Raw genomic sequence first — 14,427 nt, 5'->3', positions numbered from 1 at the left:
AACCGTTTTTCAGGATAGCCCAGCCATCCGGGTCGCTTGCGCGAGATCGGCGAAGATGGACAGGAGCAAAGGTCTCTTATCCAAATTCAAGGCCTCGGCCTCCCGCGCCGCAGCACGGACTTTCTCCCATACCTCCGCCAGCGGCGCAAGGCGGCGCGCCGGTGTCGCCGCCATCGCATGGGTTCGAACGCGGGTGTCGAGCCAATCCAGCACCGTCTCGAGCATTATGCCGCTCGGCTCCGCGGCCTCGGCGGCCGCGAGCCGGTCGGCAAGCCGGTGCAGCGCGCGCCAATCCACCTCGGGCAGACGATCGAGTTCCTGGCGCAGGTCGCGATCGAGCCCCAGGCGCGCGCCGCTGAGCATCCGGATCGTCTGGCTCACCGAACCATGGCTTCGGCCAATGACGGCATCGAGATCGGCCGCAGGTGCGTCTCCCACCTGCCCCGTCGCGAGGACGGCACCGTGAACATCGTCGGGCGACAATCCGGTCAGAATCATCTTGCGGCAGCGCGACAGGATGGTCGGCATCACCTGGGTCGGCTGATGCGCCACGATGAGGAACAGCGACCGCGCCGGCGGCTCCTCGATGACCTTGAGCAGCGCATTGGCGCTCGACCGGTTGAGATCGTCGGCGCTGTCGATAATGCAGATCCGATATCCGCCCGCGGCCGAGGCGCGTTGGAACAATTGCAGCGCCTCCCGCACATCGTCGACGCGGATCTCGCTGAAGATCTTTTTGGTCTTGTCGTTCCATTCGCGGCGCAGCACCGCGACGTCGGCGAAGCCGCCGCTCTGCAGCCGCGCCCAAACCGGATGGGAGCGCGGAACCGACAGATCGCTCGCGGCCTGCACCGCCGCACCATCCGGGTCTGGATTGGCGAGAAGGAAACGGGTGAAGCGCCAGGCCAGGGTCGCTTTGCCGATGCCGCGCGGGCCACCGATCAGCCACGCATGCGACAGACGGCGGGTTCGATAGGCATCGAGCAGCCCCTGCTCCGCCTCGGCATGGCCGAACAACCGTTCGGTGTCGCGCGGGTGCGGCAGTCCCTCGATGGCATCGCTTTCCGCATGATCGCTGCTGGACGGCCGCATCAGGGCTCGCGCTCCACGGTTCGGCGGTTGAGCAGGCGGCTGGTGACGGCTTGCCAGATCGCCTCGGCCACGGCGTCGGGCGGACGCGTCGCATCGATCACCACGCAGCGGCCGTGATCCTCCGTCGCGATATTGAGGAACGCCCGCCGCAGCCCATCGTGAAAGGCAAGATCCTGCTGCTCGAACCGGTCGGCCACCGCGCCATTGCCGCGTCGGGCTGCGGCCCGAGCAAGGCCGATCTCACTCGGCAGATCGAGCATCAACGTGAGGTTGGGCCGATGGCGTCCCACGACGACGCATTCCAGCGCCGCGATGAGACGCGGATCGAGTTGCCCAAGCGCGCCCTGATAGGCTCTCGTCGAGTCGATGAAACGGTCGCAGACCACGCTGATGCCGCGCGCGAGAGCGGGCGCGATCTTGCGATCGAGATGATCGATGCGAGCCGCCGAAAAGGCGATCGCCTCGGCGGCGGGCCCCAAGGGTGCAATGGCACCCGACAGCAGCGCCGTCCGGTAGGTTTCGGCCAGCGGCGTGCCGCCCGGCTCCCGCGTCGCGATCGCCTCGAGACCGCTCGCAGCCAGGCGCTCGACGAGCAGCCGCGATTGTGTCGACTTGCCGGCCCCCTCGCCTCCCTCGAGCGTGATGAAGAAACCGGGGCTCGATCCATTGAGGTCAGCGCTTGAAGACATTGGTCCGGATGAAGGTTGCGACGACTTCCATGCCGGCGTCGAGAGCCCGGTTCGGCAAGGAGCCAGCCGCGACGCTGTGCGCCGTTCGCAACGGAACGTCCAGCACCTGAGCACCACCCCGGTACAATGCGAGATGCGCCACCTGAGCGCCCTTGGCGATGGGCGCGACCAACGGCCCCTCGTAAAGCACCTTGCCGGTCAATGGCTCCGCAGCGCCGCGCGGCGCCAGCAGTTTCACGGCTCCATCGGCGATGAGATCCACACTGTGGCTTTCGCCCCCATACACCTGTGCCGTGCCGATGACGTCATCGGCTGCGAACACGGTCTTGTTGTCGAACGAGCGAAACCCCCAAGACAGCAGCTTCAACGATTCGTTGGCGCGATCCCGGGCCGTCCTGAGGCCGTTGACCACGAGGACGAGACGCTCGCCATTCTGCACGGCTGAGCCGACCAACCCGTATCCGCTCTCCTTGATGTCGCCCGTCTTGAGACCGTCGGCCCCGATATTCATGGTCAGCAACGGGTTGCGGTTGAGCTGATGCACCTTGTTCCAAGTGAAATCACGTTCGCCGAAATATTTGTAGAAAGCCGGGTAGGCCGTGATGACGTGAATGGCGAGCCGCGCCATTTCGCGCGGCGTCCCCTTCTGGTCCGGATCGCCCCTGCCCCAAGGGTTGGTGAACGTCGATTTCTCCATGCCGAGTTCACGCGCCCGCGCCGTCATCCGCGCCGCAAAGGCATCCTCGGATCCGGCAATGCCTTCGGCCAGTGCGATGGCCGCGTCATTGCCAGAATCAATCACGAGTCCGCGCAACAGATCCTCGACCCGGATGCGGCTGTTGACGGCCGCGAACATGGCCGAACCGCCCGACGGTGCGCCGCCGTTTCTCCAGGCATTTTCCGACACGACGAACAGGTCATCGAGCTTCAAGCGATGTTCGGTCAGTTCGTGGAAGACGATCTCGGCCGTCATGATCTTTGCGGTGGAGGCGGGAGCCACCAGCGTATCGGCGCTCTTTTCGAAGAGCACCGCACCACTATCGGCATCCATCAGGATCGCATAGGGCGCGATCGTCTGAAACGATTCAGCAGCCGGAGCCGCATCGGCTGCCGCAGTCCAGACAAGCGACACCACGACAGCCGCCAAAGATCGTCCGAGTCGAGACCAAAGATTTGACATCGTCGTTCGTCCTCCGCCAAAGCCGCATGTTGGTCATCCGCCTGGCGCGAACGGCAGAGCATCCTTGCCACAGACCGAGCAACGACGTGCCGCTCCGCATGGGATCAGTTGTCGGCCGACCTCGAGCGTGACGCATCAGCGGCCACATGGGGTCGCGCCGACATTTTGGCAGAGGGATGCGACCCGGGGCGGGTCGGTGGCACCAGCAGGTCGCCGATCGAGAACGGTCGCGAGGGCGGCGTCGGCGCTTTGCTCAAGCGACCCCGCGGTTGCGAGGCCCGAAGATCCGGCTCCTCCGGAGTCGAATCATCGCGCGTCGTGAGAGCTGCCACACGGGTCGGCTGAGCCGGCGCGCTCGGGGGCCCGGCGGGCGGTTGCGATGAATCTGCCAAACGCGTCGGGCTGGCGAAGCCACCGAGTTCAGCCGGACCGCCATCGGTTCTGAGCGTTGCTGCGAGTTTCTGGTCATCCGCGCCACCGAGCGACGCCTTACCAATATATTCAACCCGGATACGCGCCGTGCCGGCGCGCCGAAAATCGAGCGATTCGGCGACGCGCTGAGACACGTCCATGACGCGGCCGCCGTGATAGGGCCCGCGATCATTGACGCGCACGATCATCGATCGATTGTTGTTCAGGTTCGTGACTCGAACATAGCTCGGCAGCGGCAAGGTCGGATGCGCGGCCGAAATGGAGCCCTTGTCGAACACCTCGCCATTGGCGGTTCGACGTCCATGAAATGCGTCGCCATACCAGGACGCCATGCCGACCACCGAATAGCCGGAGGGGCGTTCGCTGGGGTAGTAGGAGCGGCCGCCGATCACATAGGGGCGACCGACAAGGTAGGAGCCACCACCACGCGGCACCGCTTCACCATCGGCAACCACACGGGGACTTGCGTAGACGCCAAGCTTGGGATCGTAACCAGATCCACCAAGGGCAATCTGTTTTCCCGGCTGGGTCGCGCACCCCGCCAGCATCAACATCGAACCGAACGACAAGCCGATGACCTTGATCGACGCTCCGGCGCAACCGAAGTTGGAGCTTCGCCAAGGGAAAGCAGCGGCCTTCATTCCGAAACACGCATGACGCAGGACCCATTGTTTACGCCGGTCGACGGTCCACAAGGCGCCTGAGCCTCGCGGTAGGACGACAGAGCGCGATGTCGCGCCGACACATCCTTCGATCCGAACGTTGTTATCACGCCAGTTTGGTTACGGAACATTGAAGCTGCTTGTCCTCCCCTGCCCTGGCCTCGAAACGCTTCGACTTCAACTACGCCATTTCGTGTCTCGTGGCGAGATGCGGCTGAATTGCGGCATATCTGCGGCTGACGGGAGGTCGAGAACGCATGTCGCTTCTCAAACACACGCGATCCGACGCCGTTCCGCTCCGCTGACCGTAGCTTCTGCTCGAGGCGGGAGACGACACCGTGGATGACCTGAAGAAGATGATCGAAGCCGCGCGCCAAGCGCAGTCGAAACAGACGTCGACCGCGGAGCCCGCCCCAGCTTTCACGTCTAAGGAAGAGCTTCGCTCGATCGACAAAGCGCGCTTACGGTCGGCTGAAGAACGTCTTCAAAGCGCGCGCCGCGCATCGGACAAATCAAAAATCGATTGATGGTCAGCCAATGGTGCAAGGGCCTCGCCGGCGATCCGTGAGAGCGCTGCCGTATCGCCGTTGACGACGCACCCTGCGCCCCCTTAAAGACGTGGGGCGTCGGATCATCGTCGATTGGATGTCGACGGGTCCAGGCCGTGATATCCGCCTTCGAGATGAGGGTGAGAGTTCATCGCCGCGGCGGGCTTGGAAGGGTGGCCGAGTGGTTTAAGGCAGCGGTCTTGAAAACCGCCGTGGGTGCAAGCCCACCGTGGGTTCGAATCCCACCCCTTCCGCCAAAGAGAATTAGCCTAACTTGTTGTTATGTAACGATTAATCGTTAATGAATTGTTTTACATATGGCACGTTGCCCTAGTATCGCGCAACAAATCGTGCAACACTTGCGGACATGAGCACCTTTTTGACGCGGCGCGATGGCTGGTGGCACTTTGCACGCCGTGTGCCCGAACCGTTCACCGGGTTGGACAAAAGAGGCATCGTCAAGCAATCCACCAAAGTACGTGTGGCTGACGACCCACGCGGGATCAGGGCCGGTAAGGTGGCTGGCCAAATCAACGCCGAGCTCGAGATCTACTGGCGCGCGCTATCTGATGGACGGTCGGCCGAAGCTGCTGTCCGTTATGAGGCAGCGAGGCTGCGTAGCCGGCAACTCGGTTTCGATTACACTCCCGCGGAGCAGCTTGCAGAACGCCCGATGCGAGAGCTCGCAACGAGGCTCCAATCGTTCCTGACGATCGAGCAGAAGGAAGGCGGATCGGCTGCCGCATCGCTGCTGGGCGGTGTCCCCGTCCCGCAAATACAGCTCTCTAACCTCTTCGCGGAGTTTGAGAAGCTCTCCCGCGCCGGCAATAACGACTTTTCGCCCGATCAGCTTCGAAAATGGCGAAATCCGAAGCTTCGCGCCATCGCCAACCTGATGGCGAAGATCGGCGATAAACCGATCGACCAGGTCACTCGAGGCGACACGCTCGACTTTCAGGGATGGTGGCAGGATCGGGTGCTCGCGGAAAAGATCGATATCGGCACGGCCAACAAAGATATCGGACACCTCAACAAGATGTTCAGGACCGTTGATCAAAAACATCGACTAGGACTCGCGGCGGTTTTCGGCCAGTTGCGGATCGAGGGGGAGGAAACCGGAAGTCGCTCAGCCTTTGCGACCGGGTTCATTCAAGACCAATTGCTCGCGAACGGCGCTCTCGACGCCTTGAACTCCGAAGCGAGACGCGCTCTCTACCTGATCGCCGAAACCGGTCTGCGCCTCTCTGAAGCCGTCAATCTCACGAGCGATACGATCCATCTGGACGCAGATATTCCTCATGTTCAGGTCCGGCCAGACAATCGTCGCATGAAGACGCGGCAGTCGGAACGAGACATTCCGCTGGTTGGCGTTGCGCTCGCAGCGATGCAGGCACAGCCAATTGGCTTTCCTCGATATCGCGATAAGGCCGCGGGGCTGTCGGCCCTCGTCAACAAAGTCCTGGGATCACACCAGCTGCGCCCGACGTCGTCGCATTCGTTGTATTCGTTGCGTCACAGCTTCGAGGATCGGCTAACGGCCGTCGAAGCTCCTGAAAAGCTGATCGCAGCTTTGATGGGCCACAAATATTTACGCCCGAAATATGGCTCTGGTCCAAGCTTAGAGCAGAAGCGGGAGTGGCTTCGTCGGATCGCCTTTACGCCGCCTGCCTCCGTATAGCCTGTGCCATCCGACGCGCACGCTCGAGCGGATTGGCGCGACGCCGCAGCTCGGCCAACTCCGCCTCCACCTTCTCGAATAGCGGAAGGTAGACCTCACCGTATTGATCGATGATCCGCGCCAGTTCTGCCAGAGCACGCTCGAGATGATGCTCTTCGAACGGCTGGCCTTCTTTGGGGACTAGGCCGTACGGACAGATATCCCGATCAGCCATGCACATTCCCGTAGCCCAGCTGGGCCTGCACGAGCGCACTTGAAGTGACGCCATGCGCGAGCGTGACGGGGTCGGCGGCTGCTCGTCCGGCATCGGCCGCGTTCCCGTCACGCGCTCCGCGATGATGAGACGGTCCCTCAATCGAATGTCGGCAGCGTCGCGCCAACGGCGCCGCGAGCGCCTCGGCTTCGGTGCAACCGATGCTCGCCGTCTTGGCGCGCAACTCTACGATCTTGGAGAGTAGGCGTGCTCGGCGATCGATAGCGGCGTCAGGCATGGTTCGTATCCCACGACACGATCCAATTGGCTTCGCCGAACAGGCGCACGGCCTCTCGAGCATCCTGGCAATGGCGCATCCGGACCATCGGATGCGCCATCTCGTCCGGATGCAGACCGTAAGCGGCTTCTGCCTCGAGGGCGAGCACCTGCAGCGTCCTCAACGCGACGTCGAATGCCTGAGCGGAAATCAGCCTCATGGCGGCCGGAGGATCAGGAGCGGGACGCGGCGGCACCCGCATGGGGACTATACGGATCATCGATCGTCCCCGGTGTAGGTAGTGGTGTCGCCGAATAGGCGCTGGTCGCTCTCCGGAGCGTCGGCGATCCAGGGCGTTCCGCGCGTGGCGACGGCCCAAATCAAAGCTCCGAGCAGCAAGACGCCAAGCAGGATCTGGACGACCGATGAGGCAAAAATCGAGGGATTCTCGACTGAGGTTCCGGCGGCGCGCGCGGGGAGCGGGCAGACGATGCAGTAGATCACGAGAGCAACGGCGATCAGGAAGGCAAAGCCGAAGGCCTCCAAGCCGGTGACGACCCGGGTGCGAAACTGGCGCTTGAAGCGGGCGCGTTCGAGCGCCGACACGCCATAAAGGTCGATCGAGCCCCGGGTAAATCCGGCGGCGAGGAGAACCGAGTCGATGGTGCGCCAATCGCCGAGGTCTGCCCGCTCATGGACAGCCGCATGAAGCAGGTCGCGAGACATCCGCTCGGTGGTTCTTTCGGCTTGGTCGTGGGCCGGGGTGTCGGCCAAGATACTGGCGAAGACATGCGCGTAGGTCATGCTGCATCTCTGACATGGAGGACGGGAGCGTTGATCTTGATAAGCTTGTCTGCGCGGCGCACTGCCTCGAGGTCGTCGGCGCCGAGCGGAGTGATGAGGAGACCGGCGCGGACATAGGCCACGGCCCGCGCCTCGGGATCGGCAAGGTCGCGGGCGTTGAGGTGGCGCAGGGCTCGGGTTGTCGTGACGCGACGCAGTTCGTCATCGAGGACGTCGGAAAAATGGCCGCCCGTCATGCCGCCGCCCCTTCGGTACGTTCCGGCTTGCCGGTCTCGGGAGCGGGCACACCTCGGCGGCCGATGAGATGCTTGCGATAGGGAGAGGTCATCACACCCTCACGCTGCGAGGGCGCGAGCGCCGTCGGCATGGGCCGGCTGGCGGTGATGGACATTTGGCATGCGGCGGCCGCCGGTCATTTCGACAAAGCCGCCCTTGTGTTCCATCCAGTCGGCCATGAAGGCGTCGATGTCTTCGCGGCGGCACCGCTCGAAATGCGCCGCGAAGGCCGCGAAGTCGGGGTGATCCTGGGTCAGCAGCGTCGGGGCGACGATGGCCGGCGCGAGGGCCTTGGCGTTCTTACGACGCTTGGCTGGAACAGCCTGCGGAATGGCCCAGAATTCGAACTGACCGTAGCTCGACTGGCCGAAGGGCGCTGGGCTGACCAGGACGGTGCCGGAGAGCGGACTGCCTGCTCGGTTGGAATTTGCTACGCCTGAGAACGGAACGGCGATGGTGACGGTGTACATGGAGACCTCAGCGGGTAAGCGATGAGGTAAGAGTGGAACAGTAAAATTACCGCGTCAAGCCAGATAAGTAAAATTACCTCACCTAGGTACATCAGACACGGGTCTACAGTTTGAGTTGCGCCTCGACGGATTGACTCTCTCCAGCCCCTAACCTTTAAGGAACATAGAAGGAACAAACGGAGTGGGTGGCTTCGAATGCCGAATAGCAACGATTTTGCGACATCAATCGATTCCGTGTTGCTGCGGGTGGACCTTCGGTGCTGCGGATGCCTTAAGCCCGCCATGCGACTGGCCAGCGTTGATCGGCCGCCGGGCGCCATGAAAGCCTCGACCCTGTTCAAGCGGCGGAAGCTCTGGACCCGCATGGTGTTCAGTTGCCCCGCCTGCGCCTACGAGGTGGCTAATCTCGACGACGTTCGCGACGCAACCGCGCTCGACATTGCACAACGCGAACGTGAGCTTCGCTACGCGCGCCGACCTGATCCTTATCCGATGTTGCCGCTATCGCCTTTGATGCGATATGCCTAAGTGCGGCTTGGCCTAGTCCGACGAGATGGTGTTGACGATGCTGCGCACGATCGCGATCACGGCGACGATGCGGCCGTCGTCGGCCGTTGGCTCCCGCGGCACTACGATCGGCTTATGCTTGGGGTTTCGGGAGCGTGGGCAGAACTCGACCCGGTCCTCGAACAACTCGATCTGCTTGACCGACCGCTCGCGCAGATGTCCGCCGTTGATGATCTGCTCTACGACTACGACCATGCCGTGACGATACGGCACCCGCAGCTTCTCAATTTCGATGCATAGCGCCTGGTCGCCCGGCATGATTGGGCGAGGCTTCAGATCGTTCATCGAGTCGCCTGCGACGTCGAAGAAGAAGAGTTTGGCGTGCGGGTATTTCCTGTCACGTGGGACAGGGATCGGTTCGACGTCGTAGTTGATGTCTTCGTCGACCGGGCGAAACGATCCAGCTTCGACGATCCCGGCATACTGAGCGAGAACCAAATCTGACGTTCGGCTACCATAATCGCGGGCGGCGTCATTTTCGATTTCATCCGGATTGTCAATACTCTCCGGTCCCGCGCCAGCCAGCAACCAAATTGAGCTCGTTTTTAAGATTGGGGCGAGAGCGTTCAGTGTCGCTGTGCTGATCCCTTGTCGTTTGTCCCCGCTTTCCACAGCGCGTTGCAAATTCCGGATGGCGTCAGTTTTGCCTGCAGCTTTCGACGCCGAAGCCGCACTAAGGCCTAGCTTCTCAAGCCGGCGTTCGATTCTGGCCAGGATTTCAGAAAGTTCCATTGACCGGTAATATGACCGCTCCTCTTGTTTGGCGCTACTGGTAAGATAACCGTTGACTTTAACGGTAGTATTACCGAAACCTGTGTCTATGGGTGCAATCACACAAATTCTCCTGCTAGCCGCTCTTTACGCAGAGGCGCTAAGTGTCGAGCAATCGACAGTCAGTTGGCGGGTATTTGGGGATACGAAGAAGCTGCGGGCCCTGAGCACAGGAGCAGACATTCAGGTCAGGCGGTGGGAGCACGCTCTTCGCTGGTTCTCAGATAATTGGCCGGACCACGCAGTCTGGCCCGAGTCTGTCTCGCGCCCAGAGCCGCAGCAGGCCCAAAGGAGCGCGGCATGAGGGGCTCTCTCACCACGCCGCAGGAGCGTCGTCGCCGGACCGAGCAGTTGATCCGGAGCTACAAGCTGCCGGAGCCATGCGCCGAGGCGCTGCGCATCATCGACAGTCTAGTCGAGATGGGTCGGCTATCGGACCTCGAGGAGAGCCGATTGCGCGCCGGCATCTGGCCGATGGTCAGAGATCCGACGGCTGCGTGGGGCTCGATTGATTGTGTGCCGCTGCTGCGCCTGGATGATGCGGCAGAGCCCATTCCTGCGTCTGAACAGAAAGCTCGCTGAGGATCCGATGCAGATTTCCTCGAGCCGCCAAAATAAAGTCGGTTTCCTTGACGCTTTGCGCGTCGATGAGAACCGGCATGACCATCGTGAAGTAACCTTGCTTCACCAGGTAGCTTACTTCAGCGATCTGCTTTCCAGCGTCGTTCGTCACATATCGAAAGCCATCGAGTTGTATTTCGTAGTGCTCCGGCATTGTTTCTCCGTCGGTTGGTCACGCACTGATGGTGAAGGGCGCGGCCGGGCCTCGCAAGGGGTCCGGTCGCGGTTTTCCGCGCTCGCGGGCGGGGTGTCGGCATGAGCCGCGCCTCCGTCTCACGCCTCGTCCAGTTCGGCCGCGACCTCGCGCTGGTGCCCGCGATCTGGCGACGCCTCATCGAAAAAGAGCGCTGGAGTCGAAGGGTCATCGCCAGGTTCTATGGACAGGATGATGCGGCTGACGTTGAACACGCTAACGAGGTCTTGTGGCCCGACGCGGTTGCTGACCTGCTACGTGGACTAGGTTTATCAGATCGCTCGCCGGCTCCGCAGTCTGCTGCAGACCGGACATCACCCGACGCGCATGAGCTGCAATCACTTCGAGCTTCAGAAGAGCTGGTGTCTCTCCCTCACTCTCCCTCATCTTCTGCAACTTCGCGTCGAGGTTCGTGATGAAAGCAGCGTTGCGATCCTTATCTCGTGCGACTTCCGAAAGCAGCAGGATGATCAACACGTTTTGCGCTGCCAAGTGCTGGACGATGCTCTCCAGTTTGCTCGCTAGGGTTTGCTCAGGCTGGTGGTCCACAAGGTTCTCCGTCGTTGTGTTGCGCTTCGATGGTGAAGGGCGCGACCGGGCCTCGCAAGGGGTCCGGTCGCGCTTTACCGCTTTGAACAGAGGTGCGGCATGAGCCGCGCGCACGCCTCTGCCGACTCGCTCGAATTGTCACGGGCGCTTTCCGGCGAACCGCTGCGCCACGCGCTCGCTGAACTGCAGCGTCCAGGTCATCAGGCCGGGCGACCGCAAGCCCGGCCTCGTCGTCTCAATCTCCTGATGCAATGCCTCCTGGGCGGCCGGCACGGCCGAGGGCGGCAGATGGTCGACCAGGCGAAGGCTCAACCGTTCAAGTGCGTCGAGCAGACGAGTCGTATCGGCATCGACGGGAATGCGGGACATGCGTCTTCTCCTGGCGCGAACGGTGTCGACCGGCGCCGTCTTCTTGGGTTGTTGGGATGGCTAACGACAGAAAGCGGAAGCGATCGGTCGATCGGTGGCACGGGTGCGTCCTTGCATCCGCATGCGTTCGGTCAAGTCGACGATGTCGGAGGTGGCCTATGACCAGGTCTGCCGCTTGCCGTCACGAGATCACTGACGGTGGGGCCACCATCGTTGGTGTTAGGGGCGGCCGAGGCTTTGCTGCGCTCGGTCGTCCCGTCTCGCCCTTCGCGCCCGCGCTTTCGCGTCGGGCGATCCTCGCTCTGGCTCGGCTTGCCGGGTCAGAGATGCCCCTTCTGCGCTTGCGCGCTTTGGGCGTTTCCTCCCTGACCCGCGAAAGCGGGCGAGACTTGCAGGGTGAGCGCGGCGTTTCGCGTGCCACTCACCTGGCCTTTCCGCCGGCCTGTTCAGCAGCTTCAGAGACCGGGCGGTTTCACCCCAGCCGCTCGGTGGACTCAGCCCCGTTCGGCCGGTTGGGGGGTAAGAAAATCGGTCACTTCCATCTCCGTTTTCAGGCGAGCAAGGCGGGTTCAAGCGCCCGTGGTGCTCTTCGAGGCGAAGCATCGCATGGGTCCTTGCCAAGGTCGCGGCAAACTCAGCCGCAGGCGAGGCTTTTCGAGCCGCGAACATGGCAGGATATTCAATGAGCTCGGTCGCGGAAGCCAAGTCCCTCGTGCAGAGGATCGCCAGGACCATGCCGTGCGGCTCGAAGGTGAAGGAGATACTCCGCTACGTCGATCGCGAGACGAAGCTCGGGGCGCGACGCGTGCGCGGGATCTGGAACGATACGGCCAAGCTGATCAGGGCCGAGGAGATGGACGCGTTGCGGAAGGCAGCTGCGCGGCTCGCCCCTGCGCCCGTCGAGCAATCCCACACATTAGGAGAGGTGGCCGCCCGCTATGAAGCCGAACGCGTTATGGCCCGCCTCGAGGTCGTGGAGCGCGCTCTTGCCGAGGTCAACGCGCACCTGGCTCGCCACGCGCCAAATCAAGGCAGCGAACCGGAGGGCGGACGCGGCGGTGCGCTCGCTCGCCTGGGCGAGATGGTGGGCGCCCTGGCTCTTCAGATCCCCGAGCCGGCCGGGTGATCCCCCTCTGACGCCGCGCCGCTAGGCGCACGGCCTCCGCGCCGTTCTCCCTCATCGTGAACCGCTACTCGGGCGCCCTGTGTGCCCTCGACGTGTTGGGACGGCCCGCTGCGAGGTGGACCGCGCCCTCTCTCTCTTCATCCTTTTTCGGGCGTGGCCATGACCGATCTCAGCAGCAGCACACCAACCATCCGACAGCCTTTCCGCAGGAGAACCCCCACAAAGCTCAGCAAGGTCTCGCCGGCCCCGCAGCGCGCTCTGCCGCAACCGATCGAGACGCCGATCGCCGCGCCCTCCACGCATCGGCCGATGTTGTTCGAGGGCTCCCCCGCAGCAAACGCCTTCAAAAACGGGCCGGCCGCCGGCGGCTGTCACTATCCGCTTGGAGAATTGCGCCAGGAGGGTTTCCGGTTCTGCAGCGAGCCCGTCGAGGCGGCCGGTAAGCCCTATTGCGCCGGCCACGCCCAGCGCTGCTACGTGCCCTCTTCAGTCCGCCGCCCCGCCAAGATCTCACTGGCGAGGTGCTAGGCCATGGATTCCAACACCGCAGAAGCCAAGCACTTGCTCAGTTTCATCGAGCGCATCGAGCGGCTCGATGAGGACAGGAAGCAGGTCGCCGAGGACATCAAGGAGGTCTACGCCGAGGCCAAAGGCACCGGCTACGACGTCAAGATCATGCGCAAGGTCGTTTCGATCCGGAAGATGGATCACGACAAGCGCCGGGAGGAAGACGAGATCCTCGACCTGTATCTCTCGGCCTTGGGGATGGCCGGATGAGCGTCTTCGTCGATCCCGCTCGACTGCCCTACCGCGGGCAGATGTATTGCCATGTGTGGGCTGACAGCCTGCACGAGCTCCATCTCGCGGCCGCCGCCGCTGGCCTGAAGCGCGAGTGGTTCCAAGAGCCACCGAAAGCCTCCTGGCGCCACTACGATTGCGCGCCGCGGGTGCGTGCCGTGCTGGTCCGCAACGGCGCGATCGAGACCGACATGTTCGGCCCGGCCGAGCACGAAGCGCGCCGCAAGGGCAATACCGCCGCGCTGGCCCGGATCGCCCACTCTCGCGCGCTGCGCGCCGAGACGCCGGCCGTCGCCACCGACCTATTTGCGGAGTCGACCGCGCCCGCGCCCGGACCCGACCCGCGTATCCACCTCTGCATGTGCGGCGAGTGGGGTGCGTTCGGCTTTCGAGGCGTGAACGGCCAGACGGAATGGTTCTGCCACGCCCATCGCGAGCATGCGGACCGGAGGGCCGCCGCGTGACGCCGGATCCCAATACGTTCTTCGATCCGCTGCCGATCCTATCTTACGACGTGATCATGGCGGATCCGCCCTGGCTGTTCGAGCTGCATTCCGACAATGGCGCCGACAAGGCTCCGCAGGGGCAATACGACTGCATGCCGACGGCCGAGATCTGCGCCCTGCCGGTCAGCTATCTGGCGCGCGGCGACTGCTACCTCTGGCTCTGGGCCACCTTCCCGATGATCGAGGCCGGCCTGACCGTGCTGAAAGCATGGGGCTTCACCTATGTGACCGGCGGCGCCTGGGTGAAGCGCGGTACCACGGGCAAGCTAGCCTTCGGGCCGGGCTTCGTGCTGCGCGGCAATGCCGAGCCGTTCCTGATCGGCCGGGTCGGCAGACCCAAGACGGTCTCGCGCTCGATCCTCAACGTGATCGAGGCGCCGCGCCGGCGTCACTCCGAAAAGCCCGAGCTCGCCTATGCGACCGCCGAGCAGCTGTTCGGGCCTGGGCGCCGGGCCGACCTGTTCTCGCGCAAGACCCGGCCGGGCTGGGATGCATGGGGCCGCGAGGCTGGAAAGTTCGACGAGGCACAACCCGCAAACTGCAAGCGCGAGAAGCAGGCGCGGCCGCCGAAGCCGCTGCGGTTCGAGCATCCCGATCAGACATCGATCCTCGAGGTGACCGCATGA

The 14,427-nt window shown here is 63.2% G+C and carries 21 protein-coding genes and 1 tRNA gene; 8 read left to right on the top strand and 14 right to left on the bottom strand.

Features of this window, described 5'->3' with window-relative positions:
• Positions 1-9 precede the first annotated feature (9 nt).
• From EY713_RS16255 to EY713_RS16240, 4 genes are all read right to left on the bottom strand, one after another.
• The gene (locus EY713_RS16255; RefSeq protein ID WP_131116716.1) at positions 10-1,092 is read right to left on the bottom strand and encodes a DNA polymerase III subunit delta'; all 1,083 of its coding nucleotides are present in this window, start codon (positions 1,090-1,092) and stop codon (positions 10-12) included.
• Complete coding sequence (gene tmk / locus EY713_RS16250) at positions 1,092-1,781, bottom strand: dTMP kinase (RefSeq protein WP_131116713.1); 690 nt, start codon at positions 1,779-1,781, stop codon at positions 1,092-1,094. Before tmk ends, EY713_RS16255 begins: the two co-directional genes overlap by 1 nt.
• Positions 1,765-2,961 (bottom strand): D-alanyl-D-alanine carboxypeptidase family protein, encoded by a 1,197-nt coding sequence (locus EY713_RS16245; RefSeq protein WP_131116710.1) that lies wholly within the window; start codon positions 2,959-2,961, stop codon positions 1,765-1,767. The genes tmk and EY713_RS16245 overlap by 17 nt, the downstream gene beginning before the upstream one ends.
• 104 nt (positions 2,962-3,065) lie before the next feature.
• Positions 3,066-4,034 (bottom strand): septal ring lytic transglycosylase RlpA family protein, encoded by a 969-nt coding sequence (locus EY713_RS16240; RefSeq protein ID WP_170314083.1) that lies wholly within the window; start codon positions 4,032-4,034, stop codon positions 3,066-3,068.
• Positions 4,035-4,770: 736 nt separating this feature from the next.
• Here EY713_RS16240 and EY713_RS16235 point away from each other — a divergent pair.
• Positions 4,771-4,860: transfer RNA gene (locus EY713_RS16235), tRNA-Ser, on the top strand.
• Positions 4,861-4,970: 110 nt separating this feature from the next.
• A complete protein-coding gene (locus EY713_RS16230) occupies positions 4,971-6,281 on the top strand; it encodes a tyrosine-type recombinase/integrase (protein WP_131116707.1) in 1,311 nt (436 codons plus the stop codon).
• Here EY713_RS16230 and EY713_RS16225 read toward each other — a convergent pair.
• The 6 genes from EY713_RS16225 to EY713_RS16200 all read right to left on the bottom strand — a co-directional run bounded on the left by EY713_RS16225 (position 6,259) and on the right by EY713_RS16200 (position 8,301).
• Positions 6,259-6,495: a hypothetical protein gene (locus tag EY713_RS16225; RefSeq protein ID WP_245572755.1), complete on the bottom strand. Its 237-nt coding sequence runs from the start codon at positions 6,493-6,495 to the stop codon at positions 6,259-6,261. The genes EY713_RS16230 and EY713_RS16225 overlap by 23 nt on opposite strands.
• Positions 6,488-6,772: a hypothetical protein gene (locus EY713_RS16220; RefSeq protein WP_131116704.1), complete on the bottom strand. Its 285-nt coding sequence runs from the start codon at positions 6,770-6,772 to the stop codon at positions 6,488-6,490. Before EY713_RS16220 ends, EY713_RS16225 begins: the two co-directional genes overlap by 8 nt.
• Complete coding sequence (locus EY713_RS16215; RefSeq protein WP_131116700.1) at positions 6,765-7,031, bottom strand: hypothetical protein; 267 nt, start codon at positions 7,029-7,031, stop codon at positions 6,765-6,767. Before EY713_RS16215 ends, EY713_RS16220 begins: the two co-directional genes overlap by 8 nt.
• Positions 7,028-7,555 carry a hypothetical protein gene (locus tag EY713_RS16210; protein ID WP_131116697.1) on the bottom strand — a complete coding sequence of 176 codons (528 nt, stop codon included), beginning with the start codon at positions 7,553-7,555 and terminating at the stop codon, positions 7,028-7,030. Before EY713_RS16210 ends, EY713_RS16215 begins: the two co-directional genes overlap by 4 nt.
• The gene (locus EY713_RS16205) at positions 7,552-7,791 is read right to left on the bottom strand and encodes a hypothetical protein (protein ID WP_131116694.1); all 240 of its coding nucleotides are present in this window, start codon (positions 7,789-7,791) and stop codon (positions 7,552-7,554) included. Before EY713_RS16205 ends, EY713_RS16210 begins: the two co-directional genes overlap by 4 nt.
• Before the next feature lie 99 nt (positions 7,792-7,890).
• A complete protein-coding gene (locus tag EY713_RS16200) occupies positions 7,891-8,301 on the bottom strand; it encodes a hypothetical protein (protein ID WP_131116693.1) in 411 nt (136 codons plus the stop codon).
• A gap of 195 nt (positions 8,302-8,496) precedes the next feature.
• On the opposite strand from EY713_RS16200, the gene EY713_RS16195 reads away from it, so the two are divergent.
• Complete coding sequence (locus EY713_RS16195; RefSeq protein WP_131116691.1) at positions 8,497-8,829, top strand: hypothetical protein; 333 nt, start codon at positions 8,497-8,499, stop codon at positions 8,827-8,829.
• A 12-nt stretch (positions 8,830-8,841) separates the two neighbouring features.
• On the opposite strand, the gene EY713_RS16190 is transcribed toward EY713_RS16195, so the two are convergent.
• The 4 genes from EY713_RS16190 to EY713_RS16170 all read right to left on the bottom strand — a co-directional run bounded on the left by EY713_RS16190 (position 8,842) and on the right by EY713_RS16170 (position 11,371).
• Entirely contained in the window at positions 8,842-9,702 is an 861-nt protein-coding gene (locus EY713_RS16190) for a LexA family protein (RefSeq protein ID WP_131116689.1), read from the bottom strand.
• 415 nt (positions 9,703-10,117) lie between these two features.
• Positions 10,118-10,414, bottom strand: coding sequence for a hypothetical protein (locus EY713_RS16180; protein WP_131116684.1), 297 nt, complete (start codon positions 10,412-10,414; stop codon positions 10,118-10,120).
• A gap of 255 nt (positions 10,415-10,669) precedes the next feature.
• The gene (locus EY713_RS16175; RefSeq protein WP_131116682.1) at positions 10,670-11,002 is read right to left on the bottom strand and encodes a hypothetical protein; all 333 of its coding nucleotides are present in this window, start codon (positions 11,000-11,002) and stop codon (positions 10,670-10,672) included.
• A gap of 138 nt (positions 11,003-11,140) precedes the next feature.
• Complete coding sequence (locus tag EY713_RS16170; protein WP_131116679.1) at positions 11,141-11,371, bottom strand: hypothetical protein; 231 nt, start codon at positions 11,369-11,371, stop codon at positions 11,141-11,143.
• A gap of 682 nt (positions 11,372-12,053) precedes the next feature.
• Here EY713_RS16170 and EY713_RS16165 point away from each other — a divergent pair.
• The 5 genes from EY713_RS16165 to EY713_RS16145 all read left to right on the top strand — a co-directional run bounded on the left by EY713_RS16165 (position 12,054) and on the right by EY713_RS16145 (position 14,427).
• Positions 12,054-12,497 (top strand): hypothetical protein, encoded by a 444-nt coding sequence (locus EY713_RS16165; RefSeq protein WP_131116676.1) that lies wholly within the window; start codon positions 12,054-12,056, stop codon positions 12,495-12,497.
• A gap of 159 nt (positions 12,498-12,656) precedes the next feature.
• On the top strand, positions 12,657-13,025 hold the full coding sequence (locus EY713_RS16160) for a GcrA family cell cycle regulator (RefSeq protein WP_131116673.1): 369 nt from the start codon (positions 12,657-12,659) through the stop codon (positions 13,023-13,025).
• A 3-nt stretch (positions 13,026-13,028) separates the two neighbouring features.
• Positions 13,029-13,274: a DUF2312 domain-containing protein gene (locus EY713_RS16155; RefSeq protein WP_131116670.1), complete on the top strand. Its 246-nt coding sequence runs from the start codon at positions 13,029-13,031 to the stop codon at positions 13,272-13,274.
• Positions 13,271-13,759, top strand: coding sequence for a DUF4031 domain-containing protein (locus EY713_RS16150; RefSeq protein WP_131116667.1), 489 nt, complete (start codon positions 13,271-13,273; stop codon positions 13,757-13,759). Before EY713_RS16155 ends, EY713_RS16150 begins: the two co-directional genes overlap by 4 nt.
• A complete protein-coding gene (locus tag EY713_RS16145) occupies positions 13,756-14,427 on the top strand; it encodes an MT-A70 family methyltransferase (protein ID WP_245572754.1) in 672 nt (223 codons plus the stop codon). Before EY713_RS16150 ends, EY713_RS16145 begins: the two co-directional genes overlap by 4 nt.

It is taken from the genome of Lichenihabitans psoromatis (assembly GCF_004323635.1).
Lineage (GTDB): Bacteria > Pseudomonadota > Alphaproteobacteria > Rhizobiales > Beijerinckiaceae > Lichenihabitans > Lichenihabitans psoromatis.
The sequence above is the reverse complement of the archived record's forward strand: the minus strand, read 5'-3'. Positions and strand labels throughout refer to the sequence as shown.

What these genes read in the sequence shown, in the direction of transcription:
- EY713_RS16255 (WP_131116716.1), bottom strand. Translation starts at nt 1,092, where the DNA reads ATGCGGCCGTCCAGCAGCGATCATGCGGAAAGCGATGCCATCGAGGGA.
- tmk (WP_131116713.1), bottom strand. Translation starts at nt 1,781, where the DNA reads ATGTCTTCAAGCGCTGACCTCAATGGATCGAGCCCCGGTTTCTTCATC.
- EY713_RS16245 (WP_131116710.1), bottom strand. Translation starts at nt 2,961, where the DNA reads ATGTCAAATCTTTGGTCTCGACTCGGACGATCTTTGGCGGCTGTCGTG.
- EY713_RS16240 (WP_170314083.1), bottom strand. Translation starts at nt 4,034, where the DNA reads ATGAAGGCCGCTGCTTTCCCTTGGCGAAGCTCCAACTTCGGTTGCGCC.
- EY713_RS16230 (WP_131116707.1), top strand. Translation starts at nt 4,971, where the DNA reads ATGAGCACCTTTTTGACGCGGCGCGATGGCTGGTGGCACTTTGCACGC.
- EY713_RS16225 (WP_245572755.1), bottom strand. Translation starts at nt 6,495, where the DNA reads ATGGCTGATCGGGATATCTGTCCGTACGGCCTAGTCCCCAAAGAAGGC.
- EY713_RS16220 (WP_131116704.1), bottom strand. Translation starts at nt 6,772, where the DNA reads ATGCCTGACGCCGCTATCGATCGCCGAGCACGCCTACTCTCCAAGATC.
- EY713_RS16215 (WP_131116700.1), bottom strand. Translation starts at nt 7,031, where the DNA reads ATGATCCGTATAGTCCCCATGCGGGTGCCGCCGCGTCCCGCTCCTGAT.
- EY713_RS16210 (WP_131116697.1), bottom strand. Translation starts at nt 7,555, where the DNA reads ATGACCTACGCGCATGTCTTCGCCAGTATCTTGGCCGACACCCCGGCC.
- EY713_RS16205 (WP_131116694.1), bottom strand. Translation starts at nt 7,791, where the DNA reads ATGACGGGCGGCCATTTTTCCGACGTCCTCGATGACGAACTGCGTCGC.
- EY713_RS16200 (WP_131116693.1), bottom strand. Translation starts at nt 8,301, where the DNA reads ATGTACACCGTCACCATCGCCGTTCCGTTCTCAGGCGTAGCAAATTCC.
- EY713_RS16195 (WP_131116691.1), top strand. Translation starts at nt 8,497, where the DNA reads ATGCCGAATAGCAACGATTTTGCGACATCAATCGATTCCGTGTTGCTG.
- EY713_RS16180 (WP_131116684.1), bottom strand. Translation starts at nt 10,414, where the DNA reads ATGCCGGAGCACTACGAAATACAACTCGATGGCTTTCGATATGTGACG.
- EY713_RS16170 (WP_131116679.1), bottom strand. Translation starts at nt 11,371, where the DNA reads ATGTCCCGCATTCCCGTCGATGCCGATACGACTCGTCTGCTCGACGCA.
- EY713_RS16165 (WP_131116676.1), top strand. Translation starts at nt 12,054, where the DNA reads ATGAGCTCGGTCGCGGAAGCCAAGTCCCTCGTGCAGAGGATCGCCAGG.
- EY713_RS16160 (WP_131116673.1), top strand. Translation starts at nt 12,657, where the DNA reads ATGACCGATCTCAGCAGCAGCACACCAACCATCCGACAGCCTTTCCGC.
- EY713_RS16155 (WP_131116670.1), top strand. Translation starts at nt 13,029, where the DNA reads ATGGATTCCAACACCGCAGAAGCCAAGCACTTGCTCAGTTTCATCGAG.
- EY713_RS16150 (WP_131116667.1), top strand. Translation starts at nt 13,271, where the DNA reads ATGAGCGTCTTCGTCGATCCCGCTCGACTGCCCTACCGCGGGCAGATG.